The organism is Mangrovibacterium marinum (genome assembly GCF_003046625.1).
In the GTDB taxonomy this organism is placed as follows: domain Bacteria; phylum Bacteroidota; class Bacteroidia; order Bacteroidales; family Prolixibacteraceae; genus Mangrovibacterium; species Mangrovibacterium marinum.
In genome coordinates this window covers 15,599-39,281 of the sequence record NZ_QAAD01000014.1, presented here as the reverse complement: position 1 = coordinate 39,281, position 23,683 = coordinate 15,599, and the positions used below count along the sequence as shown (strand labels likewise).

Annotated in this window: 17 protein-coding genes; 13 read left to right on the top strand and 4 right to left on the bottom strand. The window is 48.4% G+C overall.

The window, feature by feature from the left end:
* Positions 1 to 200 precede the first annotated feature (200 nt).
* From C8N47_RS19120 to C8N47_RS13185, 7 genes are all read left to right on the top strand, one after another.
* The gene (locus C8N47_RS19120; RefSeq protein ID WP_107823046.1) at positions 201 to 587 is read left to right on the top strand and encodes a hypothetical protein; all 387 of its coding nucleotides are present in this window, start codon (positions 201 to 203) and stop codon (positions 585 to 587) included.
* Positions 588 to 696: 109 nt separating this feature from the next.
* Positions 697 to 1,641, top strand: a complete 945-nt coding sequence (locus C8N47_RS13210; RefSeq protein WP_146161532.1) for a DUF4922 domain-containing protein — start codon at positions 697 to 699, stop codon at positions 1,639 to 1,641.
* Between the two features lie 132 nt (positions 1,642 to 1,773).
* On the top strand, positions 1,774 to 3,102 hold the full coding sequence (locus C8N47_RS13205; protein WP_107823090.1) for a SpoIID/LytB domain-containing protein: 1,329 nt from the start codon (positions 1,774 to 1,776) through the stop codon (positions 3,100 to 3,102).
* Positions 3,103 to 3,156: 54 nt separating this feature from the next.
* Positions 3,157 to 4,428: an MFS transporter gene (locus C8N47_RS13200; RefSeq protein WP_107823044.1), complete on the top strand. Its 1,272-nt coding sequence runs from the start codon at positions 3,157 to 3,159 to the stop codon at positions 4,426 to 4,428.
* Positions 4,429 to 4,671: 243 nt separating this feature from the next.
* Positions 4,672 to 7,170: a TonB-dependent receptor gene (locus tag C8N47_RS13195; RefSeq protein WP_170111392.1), complete on the top strand. Its 2,499-nt coding sequence runs from the start codon at positions 4,672 to 4,674 to the stop codon at positions 7,168 to 7,170.
* 505 nt (positions 7,171 to 7,675) lie between these two features.
* The gene (gene ppnP, locus C8N47_RS13190; RefSeq protein WP_107823042.1) at positions 7,676 to 7,957 is read left to right on the top strand and encodes a pyrimidine/purine nucleoside phosphorylase; all 282 of its coding nucleotides are present in this window, start codon (positions 7,676 to 7,678) and stop codon (positions 7,955 to 7,957) included.
* Between the two features lie 122 nt (positions 7,958 to 8,079).
* The gene (locus tag C8N47_RS13185; RefSeq protein WP_107823041.1) at positions 8,080 to 9,567 is read left to right on the top strand and encodes a Gfo/Idh/MocA family protein; all 1,488 of its coding nucleotides are present in this window, start codon (positions 8,080 to 8,082) and stop codon (positions 9,565 to 9,567) included.
* Positions 9,568 to 9,627: 60 nt separating this feature from the next.
* On the opposite strand, the gene C8N47_RS13180 is transcribed toward C8N47_RS13185, so the two are convergent.
* From C8N47_RS13180 to C8N47_RS13170, 3 genes are all read right to left on the bottom strand, one after another.
* Entirely contained in the window at positions 9,628 to 10,329 is a 702-nt protein-coding gene (locus C8N47_RS13180) for a Crp/Fnr family transcriptional regulator (protein ID WP_107823040.1), read from the bottom strand.
* Positions 10,330 to 10,464: 135 nt separating this feature from the next.
* Entirely contained in the window at positions 10,465 to 12,108 is a 1,644-nt protein-coding gene (locus C8N47_RS13175; protein ID WP_107823039.1) for an NAD+ synthase, read from the bottom strand.
* 154 nt (positions 12,109 to 12,262) lie between these two features.
* Positions 12,263 to 12,925: a porin family protein gene (locus tag C8N47_RS13170; protein WP_107823038.1), complete on the bottom strand. Its 663-nt coding sequence runs from the start codon at positions 12,923 to 12,925 to the stop codon at positions 12,263 to 12,265.
* A gap of 259 nt (positions 12,926 to 13,184) precedes the next feature.
* On the opposite strand from C8N47_RS13170, the gene C8N47_RS13165 reads away from it, so the two are divergent.
* Both C8N47_RS13165 and gldB read left to right on the top strand, forming a co-directional pair.
* Positions 13,185 to 13,997: a hypothetical protein gene (locus tag C8N47_RS13165; RefSeq protein ID WP_146161530.1), complete on the top strand. Its 813-nt coding sequence runs from the start codon at positions 13,185 to 13,187 to the stop codon at positions 13,995 to 13,997.
* A 155-nt stretch (positions 13,998 to 14,152) separates the two neighbouring features.
* Complete coding sequence (gldB, locus tag C8N47_RS13160) at positions 14,153 to 15,151, top strand: gliding motility lipoprotein GldB (protein ID WP_107823036.1); 999 nt, start codon at positions 14,153 to 14,155, stop codon at positions 15,149 to 15,151.
* An 8-nt stretch (positions 15,152 to 15,159) separates the two neighbouring features.
* Here the strand turns inward: gldB and C8N47_RS13155 are convergent, their stop codons facing one another.
* Positions 15,160 to 16,389 carry an acyloxyacyl hydrolase gene (locus C8N47_RS13155; protein ID WP_107823035.1) on the bottom strand — a complete coding sequence of 410 codons (1,230 nt, stop codon included), beginning with the start codon at positions 16,387 to 16,389 and terminating at the stop codon, positions 15,160 to 15,162.
* Between the two features lie 351 nt (positions 16,390 to 16,740).
* On the opposite strand from C8N47_RS13155, the gene C8N47_RS13150 reads away from it, so the two are divergent.
* From C8N47_RS13150 to C8N47_RS13135, 4 genes are all read left to right on the top strand, one after another.
* Positions 16,741 to 17,634, top strand: coding sequence for an ABC transporter ATP-binding protein (locus C8N47_RS13150; RefSeq protein WP_107823034.1), 894 nt, complete (start codon positions 16,741 to 16,743; stop codon positions 17,632 to 17,634).
* A gap of 108 nt (positions 17,635 to 17,742) precedes the next feature.
* Complete coding sequence (locus C8N47_RS13145; protein ID WP_107823033.1) at positions 17,743 to 21,072, top strand: golvesin C-terminal-like domain-containing protein; 3,330 nt, start codon at positions 17,743 to 17,745, stop codon at positions 21,070 to 21,072.
* 15 nt (positions 21,073 to 21,087) lie between these two features.
* Complete coding sequence (locus tag C8N47_RS13140) at positions 21,088 to 22,578, top strand: TolC family protein (RefSeq protein ID WP_107823032.1); 1,491 nt, start codon at positions 21,088 to 21,090, stop codon at positions 22,576 to 22,578.
* 36 nt (positions 22,579 to 22,614) lie between these two features.
* Positions 22,615 to 23,673, top strand: a complete 1,059-nt coding sequence (locus C8N47_RS13135) for an efflux RND transporter periplasmic adaptor subunit (RefSeq protein WP_107823031.1) — start codon at positions 22,615 to 22,617, stop codon at positions 23,671 to 23,673.
* Positions 23,674 to 23,683: the final 10 nt, after the last annotated feature.

Sequence of the window (23,683 nt, the reverse complement as noted above, 5' to 3'; positions counted from 1 at the left end):
CCCCAAAAAAAATACCAGACTAAGAAAAATCCCGGAAAGATGCCATCCGACCAGCCCAATACCATCTCCCTGAACAATTCCGTCCCTCACGGGACGGGATAGCTTTGTTCCCCGCTTGCGTGCCAGCCGGATAAAATGGCGAAGGCCATTGGTAAAAAATAGGGTATTTCTATGTAGCTTTACGGGATGGCTCCGTTAAAATGAAGCCTCTTTGTTGGTTGATGCCAGGATGCGCAGTTACCGGAAAATGTGAGACGCTCATGTTGCAGCATTTCCCGAAAGAGAGCCGACAACTCTATAAAGAGTTGCGACAACTCTATAAAGAGTCACGACAACTCTATAAAGAGTTACGACAACTCTATAAAGAGTCACGACAACTCTATAAAGAGTTACAACAACTCTATAAAGAGTTACAACAACTCTGTAAAGAGTTACGACAACTCTGTAAAGAGTTACAACAACTCTGTAAAGAGTTGCGACAACTCTGTAAAGAGTTACAACAACTCTGTAAAGCGTTACGGCAGCTCTTGGCCGGAATGAACCAGGAGGATATTAGGCCGCCTCATTCCAACAAAGAAACAGCCTAAAGCCAAGCAACAGCAAGGCCCGGCAGGGTGATTCTGCAAGGCTTGCGGTTGACAAACATTCCGTTTATTTAAGGTCGGCGAAGGTGCCGGCCACAGCAAAAACAAACAAGTGAAACAAAATTACAACATAGCCGATTTCATGGCCATTCAGAGAAATAGCTGGCCCCTGGCAGATCAAAACTTTGCTGCACTGAGCCAAGTCCGGGAGCGCAGCTTTCAGTTTGATGGCTTTGTGGTAAAAGCCCAGTTCAACCCCGAACGCATTCGCTCGTCGGCCGCCAAGACCGACCAGGCAACAATTGCCCAACGCCCCTGCTTTTTATGCCAGGCCCATCGCCCGGCCGAGCAAAGAGCCCTAGATTTTCGGGGCCGGTATGAGCTGTTGGTCAACCCCTATCCTATTTTTCACCAACACCTCACCATTGTCGACTACCAGCACCGGCCACAGCTTATTGCCGGCCGCCTGCCCGATCTGCTGGACTTAGCCCGCGAGTTATCGGGCTTTACCATCTTCTACAATGGCCCCCAATGTGGCGCTTCGGCTCCGGATCACTTTCATTTTCAGGCTGCTCCCCGAAACGCCATGCCGGTGGATACCGATGCCGAGCGCTTTTTGCAGGGAAAAGGCGAAATACTGATCCAAAGCTCTGCCACTAGCGTCGTAGCCGCGCCGCCAGGCTATTTGCGGCAGCTACTTGTCTTCCAATCGACCAAGCGGGAGGAATTGACGCAGCTGGTTGAACAAGCCATTTCGTTTCTTCCCCAACAAGCCGAGCACGACGAGCCTATGCTGAATATTTTAGCCAACTTCAACAACAACTGCTGGCAAATCATGCTGTTTCCGCGGCAGAAGCAACGCCCCGATCAGTATTTTGCCGAGGGTGATGATCAGCTACTGATGAGCCCTGCATCGGTCGAGATGGGTGGTTTGGCCATCCTTCCGCGCTATGAGGACTTTAACAAGATAAGCCGGGACGACTTAGCCGACATTCTGGAACAAGTAAGTCTGGATAAAGCCATTTTTGAAGAAATAAAGCAGAAATTAGCACCTTAACCCGTTCTATTTTCCAACAGAAATGATTATTTCTCGCTATCTTTTCGGCTCGTTCATTACCGAAAGGACAAACGAGCGAAAAACAACAAAATACACCGAACACAAAAGCATCAACCCTTAAATATGGAATCGATGAATCAACCACAGATACAAGTCGGCATTATGGCCGAGCCAGTCTTGCGTTTTGAATTGAAAGGCGACTATCAGGGACCTGCCGGAAGCGGGGGAACACGTTACAAAGCCACGATTCACCGGGGCGAAATTGTCCTGTCCAACCAATGGGGCATCATGCTTCGGGGTCGCGAGTTTGTTTTTAAGCCAACACAGGACAGTGCTTCCTTTCTGCTGAAGTCTGTGACCATTGGCATCGACTTTCACTGGGAACAAAAGCAGGATTTGGAGTTTCGGGGAAGCTTAAAACTCCTCATTGACGGGGGAAAGATCCAGCTTATCAACCAGCTTCCGCTGGAAGAGTATTTGCGATCGGTTATTTCGTCCGAGATGAGTGCCAGCAGTTCTCCCGAACTGTTAAAAGCCCACGCCGTGATATCGCGCAGCTGGCTGATGGCCCAAATTGAGAAAAGCAAAAAGCTGGAAAGCCAGCCGAAAAGCTATGAAACCAACATTGATACGGACAGTGAGCGCATACGTTGGTACGATCGCGAAGACCACCGCCTGTTCGATGTCTGTGCCGACGATCATTGCCAGCGTTATCAGGGCATCAGCCGCATTATCAGCGACAAAGCCAATGCGGCTATCGACGCTACCTCTGGCCAATTCCTGGTGTCGGACGACCAAATCTGCGATGCGCGCTTTTCGAAATGCTGCGGCGGTATTTCCGAGAACTTCGAGAACGTTTGGGAACCGGTTCACCACCCCTATCTCAGCAAAGTGGTTGACGCAGAAAATGGCGGCACAACTTGTGTCGATCTTCGGCAGGAAGATGAAGCAGAACGCTGGATCCGCTCCAGTCCGCAGGCCTTCTGCAATACCAACAACCGCCAGGTTCTGGAACAAATACTGCCCGATTTCGATCAAAAAACCAAAGATTTTTACCGCTGGCAAGTGAGCTATTCACAAAGCCGGCTGGCCTGGTTAATCCACCAGCGCACGGGCATCGACTTTGGCCATATTATCCGGCTCGAAGCCGTGAGTCGCGGACATTCAGGGCGCATTATCAAACTCAAAATCACAGGAAGCAAACAATGCCGCACCATAGGCAAAGAATTGGAGATTCGTCGTGCCCTGAGCCAAACACATCTGTACAGCTCGGCCTTTGTGATCGACCATCGGGATATACAGGATGGCATTCCGCAGCAATTTGTATTAACCGGAGCCGGCTGGGGCCATGGCGTAGGTCTTTGCCAGATCGGTGCCGCCATGATGGGCGAACAAGGCTACAGCTATCAGCAAATTCTGGCTCATTATTTCCGGGGCGCCGAATTAAAGACCCTGTACTAAGGGACAAAAAAAATCTTTTTTACTAATTTAAAGCGCTAAACCGATAATCGAAACATGAATAAAACAACCAGCCGCTCACCTTGGGCATGGATTCCGACACTTTACTTTGCCGAAGGACTTCCCTACGTATTTGTGATGACCGTTTCGGTGATCATGTACAAGAGGCTGGACATTTCGAACACCGACATTGCCCTGTATACCAGCTGGCTTTATCTGCCTTGGGTAATCAAACCCTTTTGGAGCCCCTTGGTCGATATTTTACACACCAAGCGCTTCTGGATTATCGGCATGCAGCTGATTGTTGGCGGCGCCCTGGCCGGAGTAGCCTTCACCCTTCCTTTTGGCCGCTTCTTTCAGTACAGCTTAGCCTTCTTCTGGCTGCTGGCTTTTAGCTCGGCCACCCACGATATTGCTGCCGACGGCTTTTATATGCTGGGCTTGTCGCAAGGAAACCAGGCTTTCTTTGTGGGTATACGCAATACCTTCTACCGTTTAGCCATGCTCGCCGGCCAAGGTCCGTTGGTGATCTTGGCCGGTTATCTCGAAAGCTCGGGCGACAGCATCGCCGCGGCCTGGAGCATGACCTTCTTCATTTTTGCCGGTCTTTTTCTGGCTTTCTTCCTGTATCACCTGTTGGTACTGCCCTTTCCGCCAAGTGATGTGAAACGCGAGAGCAACAAACTGTCGGACGTGGCCAAAAATTTTGGAAAAACCATCAGCAGTTTTTTCACCAAAAAGGGAATTGGTCTGGCCATTCTGTTTCTGCTGGTTTTTCGCTTGGGTGAAGCGCAACTGGCCAAGCTGGCCTCTCCCTTTCTGCTGGATGATCTCAACGAGGGAGGCCTGGCTCTCACAACAAGCGACATTGGCTTTGTTTACGGAACAGCCGGTATCATTGCCCTCACTCTGGGTGGCATTGTGGGCGGCATTCTGGTGTCGCACCACGGACTGAAGAAATGGCTGTGGCCCATGGTTTTCGCCATGAACCTGCCCAATATCGTGTATGTCTTCCTGGCCCTGTTGCAACCCCACAGTTTGGGCGTGGTAAGCGCCGCGGTTGTGGTTGAACAGTTTGGCTATGGCTTTGGCTTTACCGCCTACATGCTGTACATGATTCAGCTGTCGGAGGGCGAACACAAAACAGCACACTATGCCCTGTGCACCGGTTTTATGGCTTTAGGCATGATGCTTCCGGGCATGGTCAGCGGGTGGATTGAAGACCAGGTAGGCTACCTGAACTTCTTCATCTGGGTGATGATCTGCACACTTCCGGGCTTTATCATCGCTCCGTTCCTCAAATTCGACCCCAATTTCGGAAAACGCTAAACAAACCGTTTCAACTCGTTAGCAATAGCTTACAGCACAAGCTTTGGCAAAAACAGCTCGTTTTACACTTGTTAACAAATGTTGGCTAGGCCTTATTAAACTTCGCGGGCTTTTCCCTGTCCTAGTAATTGTTCAAATGCAATTGGCGAGCCGGCTGATCAAGTTGTGCCAGGAGGAAGCCCACCGGGGAAGGAACCGATCAATCGGATGCTCGCCACACACACTATCGATAAACAATTAAACATGTACGCGAAGAAATTTCTAATCATGCTTTTCATTGCCGGAGGATTATTCGGCATAAACCTGCCTGCCCGGGCGGATGAACCGATTAAAACCACCCTTTCCGATCCGGCTCTAAAATCCGTGATTAAAGGGAAAATTATTGAGAAAGACTCGAAAGCCCCCATGGAGTATGCCAATATCTCTATCTACAAAACTGCCGACTCGAGCCTGGTAACAGGGGGCATAACCAACCAAAACGGCGAGTTTTCCATTGGCAAGCTCGACAATGGCTCCTACTATGTTGAAGCCAACTTCATTGGGTTTAATAAAACACGAATCAAAAACATCAGCATCAACAACAACCACAGTTCCATCGACCTGGGCACCATTCCGCTGGAGGCCTCGCACCAGGAACTGGGAAGCGTTGAAGTTGTTGCCGAACGACCACGGGTCGAGTATAAAGTGGATAAAAAAGTGATTAATGTAGAACAGGATATTAATGCCACCGGCGGAACGGCGGTTGATGTTCTGGAAAACACACCTTCTGTTCAGGTTGATATTGAAGGGAATGTCACCTTGCGTGGATCATCGAGCTTTACTGTTTTTATCGACGGGCGCCCATCGGCCTTAACCGGCAGCGATGCCTTGCAACAAATTCCCGCCTCAGCCCTTCAGAATATTGAAATTATTACCAACCCCTCGGCTAAATACGATCCCGACGGGATGGCCGGCATCATCAACCTGGTGACCAAGAAAAACGCGCTGACCGGTTTCGATGGCATTGTCAACGTTTCGGGAAGCACCAACGAAAGCCGTAGCCTGGACTTTACGGTGAATCACAAAAACGAAAAACGGCAGTTCACCCTGGGCTTCGATACCAACAACCGGAAGTTTAACGGCGATCACGAATCAAGCCGGGAAACCTATTACGACGACCGCACCGAATACCTCGATACGGATGGCGACCGCGAGTTTAACCGTCACGGCTATCGCTTTAAAGGTGGACTGGATCTGTACCTGACCGATAAAACAACGCTGGGCTTTACGGCCAATGCCGGAACGCATAACCGCGATAATAACTCCAGTGTCAACAATTATTACCGTACAGCAATCAACAACCCGGCGGGATTAACAGAAAAATACACGCACGAATTTGACGACTCGAAAAGCAAGAACAACTTTGTTGATGCCAGCATTAACTTTCTGCATAAATACAACGAGGATGCGACACATAAGCTGGAAGGGATGATTTATTTCCGTAACCGCACCGGCGATGATGTGGACTATCAGTCGGAAGTTGTGACTGACCCCAACTACGCCTGGGGTGACGATCCGCTTTACGATCTGCGGGTAAGAACAAGCGAAGGCGAAGATTCGCAAGACTACCGCGCCAAGCTGGATTATACCCGCCCACTGGGTGAAACGGGAAAACTGGAAGCCGGTTTCCAAAGCCGCATGCGCCGCGAAACCGAAGATTATCTGTTTGAGAACTACGAGGACGGAAGCTGGATCAATGATCCGAACTATTCGAGCAAGATGGATTTTCAACGCGATATCCACGCCATTTATTCCACTTATTCCAACAAAATTGACAAACTGGAACTGATGGCAGGCCTACGGGGTGAATACACCAAGCGGGAAATCAAACACATTGGCGAAAACACCGAGAACTATAAAATCGACCGCTTCGATTGGTTCCCATCGGTGCATGCCTCTTACGATTTGCTCACAAACACGCAGCTGATGGCCAGCTACAGCCGACGCATCAACCGCCCCAGAGGCTGGAACCTGGATCCCTTTGAAACCTTTATGAACCAAACAACACTCCGCAAAGGGAATCCCGGATTGAAACCGGAGTACACCAACTCGTACGACATGAGCCTGATGCAACGCTTCGGAACTTCATTCATCTCGCTGGACGCCTTTCACCGCAAAACCACCGATGTAATCTCGCGCATTACCGAAGTTCGCGACGACGGCATGTATGTATTAACCTCGGCCAATGTTAGCCAGGATAAATCAACCGGAGCCGAACTGATGCTCAACCTGAATCTGACCAAGTGGTTACTGCTTAACTCAAGCGTGTCGGTTTATAACTACCAATTACAGGGCGAAGTGCTGGGCGAGTACATCAATCGGTCGAGCACCAACACCGATGGACGGGTGAATGCCACCTTTAAATTTTCGACCACCAGCCGCATGCAGATCACCGGGATGTATCGGGGACCTTCGGTGTCCACTCAGGGAGATCGCGAGGGATCGTTCTATTCCAACATCTCCTACCGTCAAGAGTTTATGAATCGTAAGCTGACCGCCACCCTGAGTGTAAACGACATTCTCGGCTCCGGCGGATGGGAAGGAACCAACAATGGCTCCAACTTCAACTCACGATTCAAATTTAAACACGAACCCCGGGTGGTGCAGCTCTCGTTAAGCTTTAAACTGAATAATTACAAAACAGACCGCAAAGGAAACGGCGACGAAACCAACGAAATGGAATTTGAGGGAGGAGCTTTCTAAGTTCCCGCACAAATAGGGTTACACTTTTAATGAAAGAGGGGCATTGCTCCTCTTTTTTTGCAGCATATCGATGACTGTCGGGACACCGCAATGCCGAATTATCAAGTGCCATTGATGCTGGTATAGACGACAAGCTCGATAACGGATGACAAGCGCAATAACAAACATCCGCAAGCCCGAATTTTCAAAAAAAGGGAACCGATCATTGTTCGGTTCCCTTTTAAAATAAGAAAGCTGTTAAAAAAATGTTGCCTCAAAAATAAATCGCTGAAAAATTGTTCTCGTTTTCTGAATCCTTGTTTTCTATTGTTGATTCAAATGTAGTGCACCCAACGACACCAGTCAAATTGATTTTTTTGAAGCCACATCGAGAAAAACAATCCCCTCCGGCTCTGGCAAAGAATACAACGGATCGAAACCGTTTTTTTCCGCGACTCCCTGCCTCCATCTGCCGGATTCAATTATTTTTGACGCTACCATTAAATCCCTTAAAAACACACGACTTATGTTGAAAGTGAATGAATATTTCGAAGGTGCGGTGAAATCCATTGCCCTGGAAAATGAAGAAGGAACAGCTACAATTGGCGTGATGGAAGCCGGCGAATACCAATTCGGCACGGCCACCATCGAGTTGATGACCATTACCAGCGGAAGCCTGGATGTACTTTTGCCCGGCGAAACCGACTGGAAAACCTACCAGACCGGCGAAACCTTCCGGGTTGAGAAAGACCTTAAATTTAAGGTGAAAGCAGCCCAACAAGTTGCCTATTACTGCCTGTACATTTAACCGAAGAAGGAGCCGCGGCAAACAGTTGCCGCAGCTCCTTTCCCGATCCACGATTTGTGGTCTTTCGTTTTTTACAACGCTCTTTTCTTGCTAAATTGCTGCGCAACCATCATCCCCGAATAATGAAAACTGAAAAAGCTTCCTTCAGCCGACGATCTTTTCTAAAAACTGCAACCGGAAGCCTGGCCGGAATTACCATTCTGCCCAGCACGGTGATTGCCGGCCTGGGACACCATCCGCCAAGCGACAAGCTTAACATTGCCGGTATTGGCGTTGGTGGCATTGGCTACCGCAATCTTAAAAACATGGAGCTGGAAAACATTGTAGCCCTCTGCGATGTGGATGCAGCATACGCCAACCGCAACTCGTTTCGGGAATGGCCCTTGGCAACACGCTATGCAGACTATCGGGAAATGTTCGACCGGCAAAAGGATCTTGACGCAGTGGTGATTGCCACGCCCGACCACAACCATGCACTGCCGGCCTATTTGGCCATGCGCCAGGGGCTTCACGTTTATCTGCAAAAACCCTTGACACATACGGTCTACGAGTCGCGGGTACTGGCCGAAACGGCCCGCCGCTATGGCGTAGCTACCCAGATGGGCAACCAAGGTAATTCGGCCGATGGCATCCGCGAGCTTTGCGAATGGATTCAAGCCGGCAAAATTGGCGAGGTCAACCGGGTTGATGCCTGGACTAACCGTCCGATATGGCCGCAGGGGATGAGCCGCCCCGACAAAGAAATGCGGATACCCAAAACACTCGACTGGAACTTGTTTGTTGGCCCGGCGGCCATGCGCCCCTACAACGAGGCTTATCATCCCTGGAACTGGCGTGCCTGGTGGGACTTTGGCACCGGTGCCCTGGGCGACATGGGCTGTCATATTCTGGATCCCGCTTTTAAGGCCTTAAAGCTGCAAGCCCCCCAAGCGGTACAGGCAAGCTCGAGTAAGTTCACCATCGACTCGGCGCCGAATGCCGAAAAGATAAGTTGGGAATTTCCGGCCCGCGATAACTTACCCAAGCTGGCTATGCCTCCGGTTACCGTCAACTGGTACGACGGCGGTCTCCTGCCCGAGCGACCCGATGAACTGAAAGATGGCGAACAGATGGGGGATGAAAATGGCGGTTGTCTGTTTTACGGCTCCAGGGGCAAACTAATTTGCGACAGCTACGGTAGGAATCCCCGATTGCTGCCAACTGATGAGATGCGCCATTTTGAAGCTCCTGCCAAAAGCTTCCGCCGCATTGCTGATGCCATGGAAGGCGGACACGAGCGAGACTGGATCCGGGCCTGTAAAGAAAATCCGGCAAACCGGGTGGAAGCCTCTTCGAACTTTGCCTACGCTGGTCCGCTAAACGAAATGGTGATGCTGGGGGTGCTGGCTGTTCGTCTGCAAAGCTTAAACCGCAAACTGATCTGGGATAGCGTGAATATGCGTTTTACCAACATTGGAATGAACGACCGCCTAAGGATTCTGGCTAAAAGCGAATTTGAACTTAACAACGGGAACCCGCAATTTAATGATGTGTACCGCGAGTTACCGGCAGCAAGCATGGCTGCCGAATGGATCAGACATAGCTACCGACAAGGGTGGGAACAAATTTAACAGTGTATGTTGCTCCATATTGGAGCATAAAAAATCCCGCCGGTTGGCGGGATTTTTTAGTTATCCTAGTTTGCTTATGCGTTCTAATTTATGAAGATCCAGAATCTTGATCTTTCGTCCGTCGATGGCAATGACTTTTTCGCTTGAGAAAGTGGAAAGCGTGCGAATAGCATTGGAGGTTGTCATGTTCGACAGGTTGGCAATATCCTCGCGCGACAGATAAGCTTTCAGCGAAACGCCGTCGTTCTCGAAGCCGTACTTTTCCTTCAACAAAAGCAGCGACTCGGCCAAGCGCCCGCGAATATGCTTTTGGGTTAGTGTTACCGTTCGTGAATTGGAGAACCCGAGTTCTCGGGCCAGCTTCTGGATTAAACGAAGTGAGAAATCGGGATTACGAAGCAACTTATTAAAGAAGTGCTCGGTTTTAACGACAAATACATTGGAATCTTCCAGGGTTACAGCGGAAGCATTATGAATTTCTTCAGCGATTAAAGCCCGATATCCGACATAGCCCATGGGCTTGGTCATGCGGATAATTTGTTCGCGACCGCCAACACCTTCCTTGAAGATTTTTATTTTTCCATCAATCAGGAACATGAATGCCGATGGGAAATCACCTTCCTTATAAATGAATTCATTCTTTCTAAAAAATTCTACAGAGCTGTGGTTGATTAGTTCGTCTTTTTCCTGGGGGCTCAATAAACTGAAAACGGACTTAGGATTTTCAAAAATTTCTTTGATTCCCTCTTCTTGACTCAGCATAGGTTTCAATTTATATGTTTTACAGCATCAAAGTTAATTAAATTTGCGAAATACGAAATTTTGAGGGCTCCTATTTTGCCCCCAAAAAAGCCTTATGCAAGAAAAATAAAACGGTGATGCTGAGCCCGATCAACGCTAGCTGTAGCGGGCAACAAGGGGCATGCGCCTCCCAAAACCAAAGGCTTTGGAACTAACCCTCAAAATTGGGGGGGTCTGGAAGCGTTTATACTCATTTTGGTTGACCATACGTGCCGTTTTAAGGACGGTTTCGCGGTCGTAACCCTGAGCCACGATTTCGTCGGGCGACTGGTTCATTTCGATGTACCGAAACAGAATGCCATCCAGAATATCGTAGTCGGGCAACGAGTCGGTATCCTTTTGGTCGGGGCGCAACTCGGCCGATGGTGGCTTAACGATGCTGTTTTCGGGAATCAGCTCCTGGTTGCGGTTGATGTAGCGGGCCAGCTTGTAAACATCGGTTTTATAAACATCGCCCAATACCGCCAATCCACCATTCATATCGCCGTAGAGTGTTCCGTAGCCAACAGCACACTCACTCTTGTTGGTTGTGTTCAGCAAAATGTTTCCGAACTTATTCGAAACCGCCATCACCAAAATACCGCGCGTTCGTGCCTGCACATTCTCCTCGGCAACCCCTGGTGGCAAACCTTCGAAAACAGCGCTCAACTCTTTTTCGAAGGCATCAACCATATCCTGAATACCGATGATATCGTAGCGAACGCCGAGGTTGTCGGCCAGATGGATAGCATCGGCCACACTGTGATCCGACGAATAGCGAGATGGCATAAGCACTCCGCGCACATTTTCGCTGCCCAGCGCTTCGGCGGCCAAGGCACAAACAACGGCCGAGTCAATACCGCCGGACAAGCCCAAGACGACATCCTGAAAATTCATCTTCCGGAAGTAATCGCGGATCCCCAGGATCAATGCCTGATGAATCTTGGCAATATAGTCGTGTTCCTCTTGTTTCTGTTGAACGGGTTTTTCGGTATCTACAATGCAAAAATCTTCTTTGAAGTAAGCCATTTCAACCGGAATTGAACCATCGGCCTGCACAAAGCAGGATCCCCCGTCGAAGATCAACTCGGTATGCGCACCGGTTTGGTTTACATACACAATGGGCAACTGATATTTCAGGGCATTTTTCACCAGGATATCTTTCCGCCAGCTTTCCTGGTTATACGAAAAAGGCGATGCCGACAGGTTGATAACCAGGTCCGGCTTCAGCTTGCTCAGCTCGGCCATCGGGTTGCGCTGGTAAAGCTTGTCTTTGCCGAATTCGTTTTGCGTGGGTTGTTCGTCCCACAGATCCTCGCAAATGGTCAAGGCCAGCTTTTGCCCCTTGTACTCCACCAGTTCAAAGTCGCGATTGGGCTCAAAATGACGGTACTCATCGAAAATATCGTAGGTTGGCAGCGATGATTTATTGCGAATTGCCTGTACTTTGCCATCGTATAAAAAATAGGCCGAATTAAACAGCTTTTTTCCCCGGCTACCTTCGTTAATACTTGGACCGCCAACAACAGCGGCAATCCCCACACAGGCATGGGCTATTTGGTGTATCTGGTCGATTGCTTGTTCAATAAACTCTTTTCGCTCCAGCAAATCGTGCGGATAGTAACCACAAACGGCTAATTCGGAGAACACCACCAAATCGGCTCCTTCTTCTTTTGCCGCAGCGATCGCATCGCGTATTTTTCCGCTGTTACTTTCGAAATTGGCAATATGATAGTTTAATTGAGCAAGAGCAATCTTCATTTTCTGTTCTTTTCAAAATAAATAAACGCAACCAACAACACGAATCAAGCGGTTTTTAGCGGTGCTTGTTTTCCATCCGGGCTGAAGTCGGGCTTAACTTGGGTTTCTACTGACCGCAAAAATAACTGAAATCGAAAAATAAGCGACCGAAATATCAGAAAACCAAGCTTAATTTAAAGGTAAGTGAATTTACGGTGGTCTTGCCACCGAGCGAATTTTTGGTGATATCCATAAAACCGTCCTTATAGATCACACCAACAATCAGCGAATTACGTTCGCCCAGATCGTACTCGCCGCCCAGCCCCAGGTTTAAGGCCGTATTGAAAAGTTTCACTTCTTTGCTAATATCGGCTTTGTCCAATTGTTTGTCGCTCGAATCGCCTTTAGCCGAAATATTGATCGAGCTGGACAAGCCAAACAAGCCCCAGTAGCGCCAACGGTAAAAGTTCCGGGTGCGCATTTTCAACGCGTAGGGGATTTCAATGTACTTTAGCCGATAGCGAATACTCCGTCCCGAATTGATCGACACTCCGGCAAAGTTAAAGCTTTCGCCGGCCACGTCATAAGTCAGCTCGCCACCGGTTTGACTAACCAGCAGCCCCGTTGTAAAGGCATAGCGCATCTCGGGGTCGAAGTAGAAATCGCCGTGAACACCGAATTCATAACCCATCTTCGATTTATTATTTTTCACATCCTGCCCTGCCGGCGACATCCAGTTTACCGACGGACTTGCCGTAAATGACAGTTGAAAAGGAGTCTGTGAGAAGCCTGTGGCACTAATCAATAGCAACGAAAAAAAAACGATTATTCTTTTCATGACTTGTGGAAATAAGAAATGTTAATTGTTTTCGGATAAGCCTCTTATCGGCCGTCTTCCTGGAATTGCTTTTCACAAATCTCGAACAATATTTTGATAATCCCAATCCTACGCTGCTTTTTTAACGTTCGTGCAGCAGGGTTTATTCCGGGAACGCCTGCTAGTCAAAGGCTGTATTCAGACTTTTTGGTCTGTTTCAACCAACATAAACAACAGGCAGCCCGTATAGAACAAAACAGGAACCTGAAATACCGTTAGCATGAAGACCATAACCTGTTCTGTTTCCCTGCGCAAAAAGCTACCGCTTATGCTGGCGCTGCTGCTCTCTCTCGCCCCGCTACTGGTGTTGTCGCAGCAACCGATGTATGCCATTGTTGAATACATGAAAACCAAACCAGGCAAGGAGTGGAACTATATTGAACTGGAACGTAACTTCTGGAAACCGGTTCATGTTGAACGCATCAGGCAAGGTGAAATTGTCGGCTGGATGCTCTATCGCATACGCTACACGGCAGGCAACGATCCGTACAACTATGCCACGGTAACGCTGTTCAACCAAACCGAAAACCTGGAACAGCCCGGAACAATTGATCCGTTGACCGTTCATCCGGACAAAGATGTTGAAAACTGGCTGACGGAAACCGACGAAAGCCGCGAGCTGGTCATCCGCAATCTGCTGATTCAACAGAATTTCATTGTCCCAAACGGCGAAGGCGGCGATCCGAAGTTTCTGGAGGTGGACTATATGAAGGTGAAACAAGGGAACGATTTGCCCTACCGCGATCTGGAAAACAAAATCTGGAAACCCGTTCACCAGCTATTGATTCAGTCGGGAACACGAACCGGCTGGTCTGTCTGGGCTCGCCTGTACCCAAGCGGCTATGGAATGGACTACCAATATATGACGATCAACGAGTTGGCCAACTTTTCGCAAATTGCCCTGCCCGACTACGAGAAGGCCATAAAAAGCGCTCACCCACACCGGAAGGTCGACGATATACGCCACAAAACCAACCAACTGCGCACTCTGGTAAAAAGCGAATTGTGGGAACTGCTGGATGCGGCATACTAGCGATTGCAGGCACTTATTTACCCGTTTCGGACTTGACAGAATAGCCTTTTTTAGCTATCATCGCTGAAATATTTTTTTCAAAACACCGTTCAATGGATTGTCTTGCGCTGCCAAAGGCTTTTCCGTTGAATACTCCATGTTGAAAATACAGAGATATGAAGAAGCTGTTCCTGTTGCTTGTTTGTGCGCTTTTTGTGTTGGCTGCCTGCCAACGCAATCCTTTTAAAGTTGATCTGTCGGATACCCACATCAATTTCAAACTGCATCGCTTCGGCAACGATCTTTTTGCCAGCCGCGACTCGCTGCAAAAGGCTTTGCCGGAACTTCAAAAAAAATACCCTTCCATCCTGCCCCTGTTTAGCAGCGAGGTAATCCGGATCGGTTTTCCCGAAGATTCGGGATTCACCGACATCCTTTCCTCGTTCGTGAACGACTCGCTCATGCTGGAGGTCAATAACCAAATTAATACGCAAATTGACCAACAACAGCTGGAAGAGCAACTTACCGAAGCGTTTCGTTATTTCCACTATTATTTCCCCGAGAAAACCATTCCCGAGGTTTTTAGCTGCAACAGTGGTTTCAACCAATCCATTGTCATGACTGACAGTCTGATGGGCATCGGTCTGGACAAATACCTGGGGGTCGACTGTGACTATTACCCCCGTCTGGGCATTCCGCAATACCTGCAACAAAATATGCATCCCGGACGAATTGTTCCCGAAGCCCTGTATGCCTGGTGCATGACCCAATTTCCATTTGATGGTTACGGCCCGCAACTGATTGACCGGATGATCTACGAAGGGCAGTTACTCTACTTGCTCGATGCGGTTCTGCCCGACTGCCCCGACAGCCTGAAAATCGGCTTCAGCCAAAAGCAACTGGCTTTTTGCAAGGATCGCGAAAATGCCATCTGGACCTATCTGGCCGAGCACCGGATGCTGTTCTCCAACGAACGGATGGACATCATCCGCTACACTGATGATGCTCCGTACACATCGAGTTTTACAACCGACTCACCGGGAAGAACCGGTTGCTGGCTGGGATGGCAAATTGTAAAAGCTTACATGAAAAACAATCCGGGCGTGAGCATCCCTCAGTTAATGCAGGAGAAAGACAGTAAAAAGATTCTGAATTTCTCGGCTTACCAACCCTAGCTGTCCGCTTAGTTGTTCCTTCGCCACCGCAGCCGATAGCCAACATTCCACTCAATGACGTCGGCTACGGTAAATTTGTGCGCCCTGACCAACAAGCCGATGTACATATCGTTGCGGAAGTGGTATTTCAAGCCAAACTTTTGATAAATCAGCGGCGGCTCACTGTCGTATGATTCTCGCAATGCATAAACCCCGAGGTACGAAGCAATAGACAGGCGGTTGACACAAAACTCGTAGGTTCCGTAAATCCCCAGCCTCATCTTGTCAATCATCCTGTCCGACTTCTCGACAATTGGCAGCCCGCTACTGTCGTAGTTTATCGCCACATTGCCCTGCGTATCGTAGCTCAGATCGACGCCTGCTCCAAATTTATTTTTCCAGCTATACTGTTTCAGCAGCGCTGCCGAAATATTGATCACCGAGAAATTACCAACCGTCTTTAACTCTTCGTCATCCGGACTGCGGTAGATTTCCTGCTTTTTCCCGGCTCCCAGCTGCAAGGCCAGCTCCAGCTGTTTATTGTAAGCCGGCTGAGCTTCGCGAACAAGCAGGGGGCGATCGCGCAAACTGTAATTCACCTCAACAAAAGGCGATACCAGGTTAATTCCCGCATTGGGCTTTTTGGTTGCTCCATTCGAGAAGTGCGTAAAGCTCAATCCGGTTTTTAACTGCCAGCGCTTGGTCAGATCGTAGCTGTAAAAAGCGCTCACATCAACATAAACCGTCCGGTGCGAGCCAATTGCCACATTAAATGGGTTTCGGTACGCATCGTAGGCTTTCCAGTTGTAGCTTAACCCAAAGCCCAGTTCGTAACCAAATACCGAGCGGGCACCGCGCACCAGTGGAAAGCCCATGAAACCGGCTAAAGCGGTTGGATACCCGAGCTCCTGAGAATTGAAAAAATCGGCATTGTAAAAAGAGAATCCGTAGTAGGGAAAGTTCAGAATATGATGCCACTCTTTTTGGCCGGCAGTTTGAACCCCATAACTGAAGGCGATTGCGTTGAAGGAGTTAATCGGGTTACCCCGAAGATTCTCGCCACGCAGAAAATCATTTGTTTGCAAAACACGGCCTGCATGATAACGCGTTGAGAAAAAACTATAACGCTTCGGTTGATGGAACAAGGAATCCAGCTTCAAGCCCAGCTTGAGAGGACTCCAGGCCAAAGCAGTATTTCCGCCTGCTGCCCCAAATAGCAACAAGATGAAAAGTATTCCAATTTTAGTTCGTGTTGTCATGGATCTGTTTTTAAAGAAAAGCCGATACTGAGCTATTCAACCGGCCAGTGCTTTATAAAATTATCAGAAGTTGAGCGATTCAGGACAATTATTAAGCCAAAAAATGATTATCGTAGGCAAATAAATTAACATTTGTGCTCCAATACCGCTGCAAAATAGTTTCTGAAGCAATCAAATGAACAAATTTCAGCCCCCCGTTTACCGACAAAATCCGATAGTTTGTCGAAGAATAGTAAAATTCACACTTTTTCTGTTAACTTTTGTACGTTCAATTAAACGATTCGAAAAACGGTCAGTCTTAGGAGATGTAATTCTGACTATTCGCAATAGTTGTAACTCAATAGTACCAGCATGAAGATTAGTATTGAAGGTCTTAGTAAGATTTATCCGAACGGAAACAGGGCAATCAACGACATCAACCTGGAGATCAACGAAGGTATGTTTGGCCTTCTGGGACCTAACGGCGCAGGCAAGTCGAGCCTGATGCGGATTTTGGTCACCCTGATGAAACCCAGCTCGGGTAAGGTCACCATCGATGGCCTCGACTTGGTTAAAAACCGCAAAGAGATCCGAAAGATGCTTGGTTATCTGCCCCAGGATTTTCGTTTTTTCTCGAAACTGAAGACCTACGAATTTCTGGACTATGCCGCACGCCTGTCGGGCATTAAAAACCGAAAGATAAGAGCTGAGCAGGTGGACCGCATGCTGGAAGAAGTTGGCCTGTTCGAAGCACGCGACCGCCAGGCCAACCGCCTCTCGGGAGGGATGAAGCGACGTCTGGGAATTGCCCAGGCTCTGATTAATAGTCCCCGGGTGATCATTGTTGACGAGCCAACCACCGGTCTGGACCCCGAAGAACGAATCCGATTCCGCAACTTGTTGTCAACCATTTCAACAAACGATGTGACCATCATTCTATCGACCCACATCGTCGGCGACATTTCGAGCACCTGTACCAGTATGGCCCTGCTGAACAAAGGTAAACTGGCCTACACCGGCTCCCCCGACGACATTGTGAGCCAAGCCAATGGCAAGGTATGGCTCATTAAGGCTACCGAAAGCGAATATATGGAGATTAACGAGAAGTACCCGGTTATTTCAACGGTGCCTACGCCCGAGGGGTGGGAAATTCAGGTGGTTGCCGATCAGATTAACGGCTATTACGGCCACAATATCGATCCAAACCTGGAACATGCTTACGTGTATTTCATGGAAAACCAGCTAAACCAGTGGAGTGCTGTGTAAGAACGCAAAAGGAAGAAGGCAAAAGAAAAAGATAACAGGTTGTTGCGGGGTTGACTTGAAGTAAAACCCGCAATAAAAACAGAAAGCTAACGACAACAAATACAAACTATGATCTCTCTGCACTATATAAACTCAATTGCCAAGTACGAAACCAAGACACTGCTCCGAAGCTGGTTTTTCAGGGTTTTCTCGATACTGGCCATCGTTGTTCTTACCTTTTTCAATGTCGGAACGCTTATTCAGGCCAACGGAGGTACGGGCTTGTGGCAGTTGAAAGCCTTACCAGCCAACATCCCCTACGTCAATCTGTTGATGCTAAATGTTGTTCAGGCAATTATTGCAATTTTCCTGGCCAGCGACTTTCTGAAACGGGATAAAAAGCTGGACACCACCGATGTCATCTATGTCCGTCCGATGACCAACGGCGAATACGTGATGGGAAAAACCATCGGCAACCTCGGCGTTTTCCTGGTGCTCAACCTGATTATTTTAGCCATCACGCTTCTGTTCAACCTGATTGCCAAAAACGTTGATGTTAACCTTGCCAGTTACCTTTATTACTTTTTGCTAATCAGCATCCCCACCCTGGTGTTCATTATGGGCTTGTCGTTTTTGATGATGTCGCTGTTGAAAAATCAGGCGATCACCTTTGTGGTGATGCTTGGTTATGTCGCCATTTCATTGTTTTACCTGCAGGATAAGTTTTATTACCTGTTCGACTATATGTCCTTCAACATCCCCCTGACCTACTCCGATTTTGTAGGCTTTGGCAACCTGCCGACGCTGCTCATCCACCGGGGTATGTACTTCTTCTTCGGCTTGGGATTTATCTTCTACACCGTCCTTTTTCTGAAACGTCTGCCGCAATCCGATGGCGTTCGGTATATCTCGAACATTTTGGGAACGGTCTGCGTACTATTTGGACTTTATTTAGGTTATTCTCATGTCAACGGATTCATGAACGACCAGCATCTCCGCGAGGATATGCTTCAGCTGAATGAGAGCTACCTGGGAACGGCAGCAGTCGACGTAGCCGACTACGACATCCGCTTAAAGCACGAAGGCAACCAAATTGAAGTAACGGCAAAACTGAAGGTTAAAAACAGTCAGAAATCGACCTTGAAAAAGGTAATTTTCAGTCTGAATCCGGGTCTTCAACTTGAGCAACTCAACGCAAACGGAAAGCCACAGGCCTTTGACCAAAAGCTAAATGTCGTATCGCTAACGAATTTCGAGCTTTCGCCGGGGGAAAAAGCCGAATTTGAATTTACCTACAAAGGGCACATCAACGAAGCAGCCTGTTTCCTGGATATTGATGAAGAAACCCGGGCCGAGGCCTTCAAAAACTTCATGTACCAAATCGACAAACGATATGCATTTCTCACACCCGACTACGTGCTGTTAACCCGGGAAGCCAATTGGTACCCTATTCCGGGAGCCGGCTATGGAAAAACAAACAGTCAGTGGTTAGCCCGCCAGTTCAGTAATTACAAGCTGGAAGTAACAACAACTCCGGGGCTGACAGCAATTTCGCAGGGTAAGGCTGAGCAGGACGGAGACACCTTCAAATTTGAGTCGACTCATGCTAACTCACAGATATCTCTGGTCATTGGCGAGTACAACCTGCTGGAACAAAACATCGACGGGCTGGACTTCAATATCTATTACCAGAAAGGACACGATTACTTCACCAACTTTTTCGAAGACATTAAGGACACCATACCGGCAGTTGTTGCCGAAGCCCTGCAAGACTTTGAACGATCGCTCGACCTGTACTATCCCTTCGAACGCTTCTCGCTGGTTGAAACGCCAGTTCAGTTTTACAGTTACGAACGGGTGCTGAGTGGCACCCGGGAACAAATGCAACCGGAAATGGTGCTCTTTGGCGAGAAAGGAGTTTTGGTGGATGATGCCGATTTTGAAGGACGTTTCAGCAATATGGGACGATGGGGACGCCGCGACCGAAGCCAGGAGATGACCCCCGAAGAAAAGAAAATTCAGGTGTTGAAAAACTTCATCTCCTCGTTTACCAGAGCCTCGGGACGACCAAACTTCAGCCGCTCGGGTGGCCAGATGCAGGTCGAAGAAACCCAGAACACCTATTACGCTTTCCCGCTGTTTTACAACTATGCCTACTACATTAGCTCGGAGCAATGGCCGGTAACCGACCGCGTATTCGAAAGTTACAAGGAGAGCAGTCTTGATAACAATCAGATGGGCTGGATGCGCGACATCCAGGGAATGTCGGAAGACGAACAAGCCAACCTGGCCTTACTCTCCAACAGTTTCGAAGATTTGCTGAAGGATCCGGAAAAGAAACAAATCATCGATAATGTCATTCAGCTGAAAGGGACAACCTTGTTTTCATTGGTGAAAAAGAAAGCCGGCGATGACGCATTCGAGGATTTCCTCTTCGACTATCTGAACGAAATCAAATTCAGCAATGCCTCAATCGAAGATTTCAACCGCCGGGTACGCAGCCAGTTTGGCTTCGACCTGATCCCCTATATGAAAGGATGGTTTAGCAGCACCGAACTGCCGGCCTTCCTGATCGGCAATGTATCGGCTGTAAACGTGCTGGATGGCGACCAACTGAAAACAATGGTTAAACTGAAAGTCAGCAACACCGAGGATACCGAAGGCATTTTGTCGGTTGAGTTCAGAACCGGCGGAGGCTTTGGACGCAACCGAAGCTCATCGGACAATATCACCAAGCTGATACAACTGGACGGCAACCAAACCAAGGAGGTGAGCTTCCTTTTGTCGGGCACACCCCGCGGAGCAAGCATCAACACCCTGGCATCCAAAAATATTCCTTCAGCAATAAACCTTCCGCTCGATAATATTGAAGAAGACCAAAAGGCAACACCTTATGAAGGTGAAAAAATCGTGGACACTCCCGTTCACATTGCCGAAGACAACGAAATCATCCTGGACAATGAGGATCCGGGCTTTACGGTTACTGGCACCAGCGATGTGAGCTTGTTACAAAAGCTGCTGATTCCCGAAAAGCCCAACGCCGACCGCTACCAGGGCTTCAACCGCTGGCGACCGGAACTTAACTGGACATTAACCACCAACTCGGGCTTTTATGGCGCCTATATCCGCTCGGCCTATTACATCCGGTCGGGCGACGGCAGCCATAAGGCACAATGGAATATTCCCATTCAGCAAGCCGGATTTTACGATGTGTATACCTACATCTCGAAAGAAAATCAACGGGGCTGGGGACGCAACCGAAACCCGGGTGAATATCATTACATTATCCACCACGACGATGGCGACGAAAAAATGAATGTTGACCTAAAGTCGGCCGAAGACGGCTGGAACCATCTGGGTGCCTACTATTTCTCGCCCGACACCGCTCTGGTTGAACTGACCAACGAAAACACCGGCACCATGGTTATTGCCGATGCCATAAAATTGATAAAACAGTAAAAAACAAAATCGATAATGAAATCCATTCTAACCCAAATCAAGCTTCTGCTTTTCTGTACAGTATTGCCCGGCGGCTTTTTGTCGGCACAACAAATCCTCACGCTCGACAAAGCCATGGAGATTGCCCAACAAAACAGTCCTTCAATCCGAACTTCACTATTGAATTTGGAACGCTCGCAACAACTGCTGAAAGCCCAAAAAGCAGCATTAAAATCACAATTCACACTCAGCCTTACCCCTGTTGACTACAGTAAAAACCGTTCATTCGACGATTATACTTCAACCTGGTATACCAACGAGAACCTGGCCAGCTACGGCACTTTCACCATTGAGCAACCGGTTTTGGTTACCGATGGAACCATCTCGCTGGTTAACAGCTTTGGCTGGCAAAAAAGCAACAGTACCTCCAGTGGACTCGAAAACGAGGCGTTCACAAACAACCTGTACCTTAGTGTAACCCAACCCCTTTTCACCTACAACAAACTAAAACAAGAATTGAAAACACTGGAGCTCGACCTGGAAAACTCGAACCTGAGTTATGCCATGCAAAAGCTGAATCTTGAAAAACAGGTTACGCAGTTCTTTTACAATGTTTATCTGGCCCAGATGAGTCTCTCCATCTCACAGGACGAGCTTAAAAACACGAAGGAAACCTACGAGATCACCAAAAACAAAGTGGAAGCTGGTTTGTCGGCCAAAGAGGAACTGTACCAGGCGGAGCTAAACTATGCACAAGCTCAGTCGGATGTACAAAACCAGCAGGTTACCCTCGACAATGCCAAAGACCAATTTAAGCAATACATCGGGATGGACATTTTCGAGGAAATTGCCGTGATGGCCGATGTTAACGCCTCGGAGGTGAAAGTGGATATGCAAAAGGCAATTGACTACGGCCTGAAATCGCGCATGGAAATCCGTCAGCGTGAGATTGATATCGAGAACTCCCAGTTTACCTTAATTACCACCAAAGCGCAAAACGAATTCAAAGGCGATGTAAACCTTTCGATTGGCTTAATTGGTGAAAACGAAAAACTGGCCGACATTTACAACAATCCCACCCGCAACCCGCAAGTGTCGGTTTCCTTTAATGTTCCCGTGTTTGACTGGGGGGAGAAAAAAGCGCGCATCAGAGCGCAGGAAGCGGTTATTGAATCAGCAGAACTGGATCTGGACGAAGAAAAAAAGCAGATCATCATCGACATCCGTTCGACTTACCGCAGCCTGCAAAACCAGAAAATGCAGATTGAAATTGCCAAACAAAACGAACGCAACGCCCAGCTTACTTACGAAATTAACCAGGAACGTTATCGCAACGGCGACCTGACCGGTATGGATCTGGGGCTCTACCAAACACAGCTTTCAACCCAAAAGATGTCCTACGCACAAGCGCTGATCGACTATAAAATTGAATTGCTGAACCTCAAAATTCAAACCCTGTACGACTTTGAACACGGCGAGGCAATTGTTCCCGAAGAACTCCTTCAATCCTCATCGAAAAAGAAATAGCCTTAACCTGATATAAACAGAAAAAAAATAAACACGATGAATATAAAAACATTAACACCACTGGCATTTTTTGCACTACTGACCCTGGCCGCCTGTAACAACCAAAGCAGCAATGCCGAAACCGATGTGGCCATCCCCGTTTCAGTTGAAGACATCAAACCGGGATCTATTGAACAAACCATCAGCACAACAGGCACCGTAACAGCCTCGGCAGAAGCAATATTAACAACCGAAACAAGCGGCGACTACATGCTAAAAGTAAACCCGCAAACCGGCCGTAAATTTGCCTTGGGCGATAAAGTCCGCAAAGGGCAGTCCATTATCGAACTGAAGGACGACGAGTACCTCAACGGCATCGGACTGGAAGCTAAAAAGCTGAGCCTGCAGATTGCCGAGCAAACTTATCAGAAGCAAAAATCACTGTTCGACAAAGGTGGCGTAACACAAAGCGAGCTGAGCGACGCTGAAGTTTCGCTGGTGAATGCTAAAGACAGCTACGAGCTGGCACAAATTCAGCTTGGCAAATTGCAGGTTAAAGCCCCCTTCGATGGTATCATTACCGACCTCCCGACCTACACCCCGGGAACACGCGTTGCCAGTGGCACTAAGGTTGTAAGCCTGATGAGCTACGACGAATTATTGCTGGAAGTAAACCTGCCAGAGAAATATATTAATGATGTGAAGCGCGGACAGGCCATTCGCGTGATGAACTACACGCTTCCGAACGACACACTGCAAGGCCAGGTTAGCCAATTGTCGCCGGCGATCAGCACCGAAACCCGAACCTTTACCGGGAAGCTGGAAATCGAAAACCCCGATTTACTATTGCGCCCGGGGATGTTCGTGCAAAGCGAAATCATCCTGGACAAAAAGGACAGCGTGGTTGTAATTCCCAAGAAGGTGATTGTATCCAACCGCCGCGGAAAAATGGTGTATGTGGTTACACAAGGTACAGCCGAAGAGAAACAAGTCACCCTGGGATACGAAGATAACGACCGCGTTGAAATCACTTCCGGGCTGAAAGCAAACGATCGGCTGGTGGTGAAAGGTTTTGAAACCCTGCGCAACCGTTCAAAAGTTAAAATCATCAAATAGAAAGGGCCGA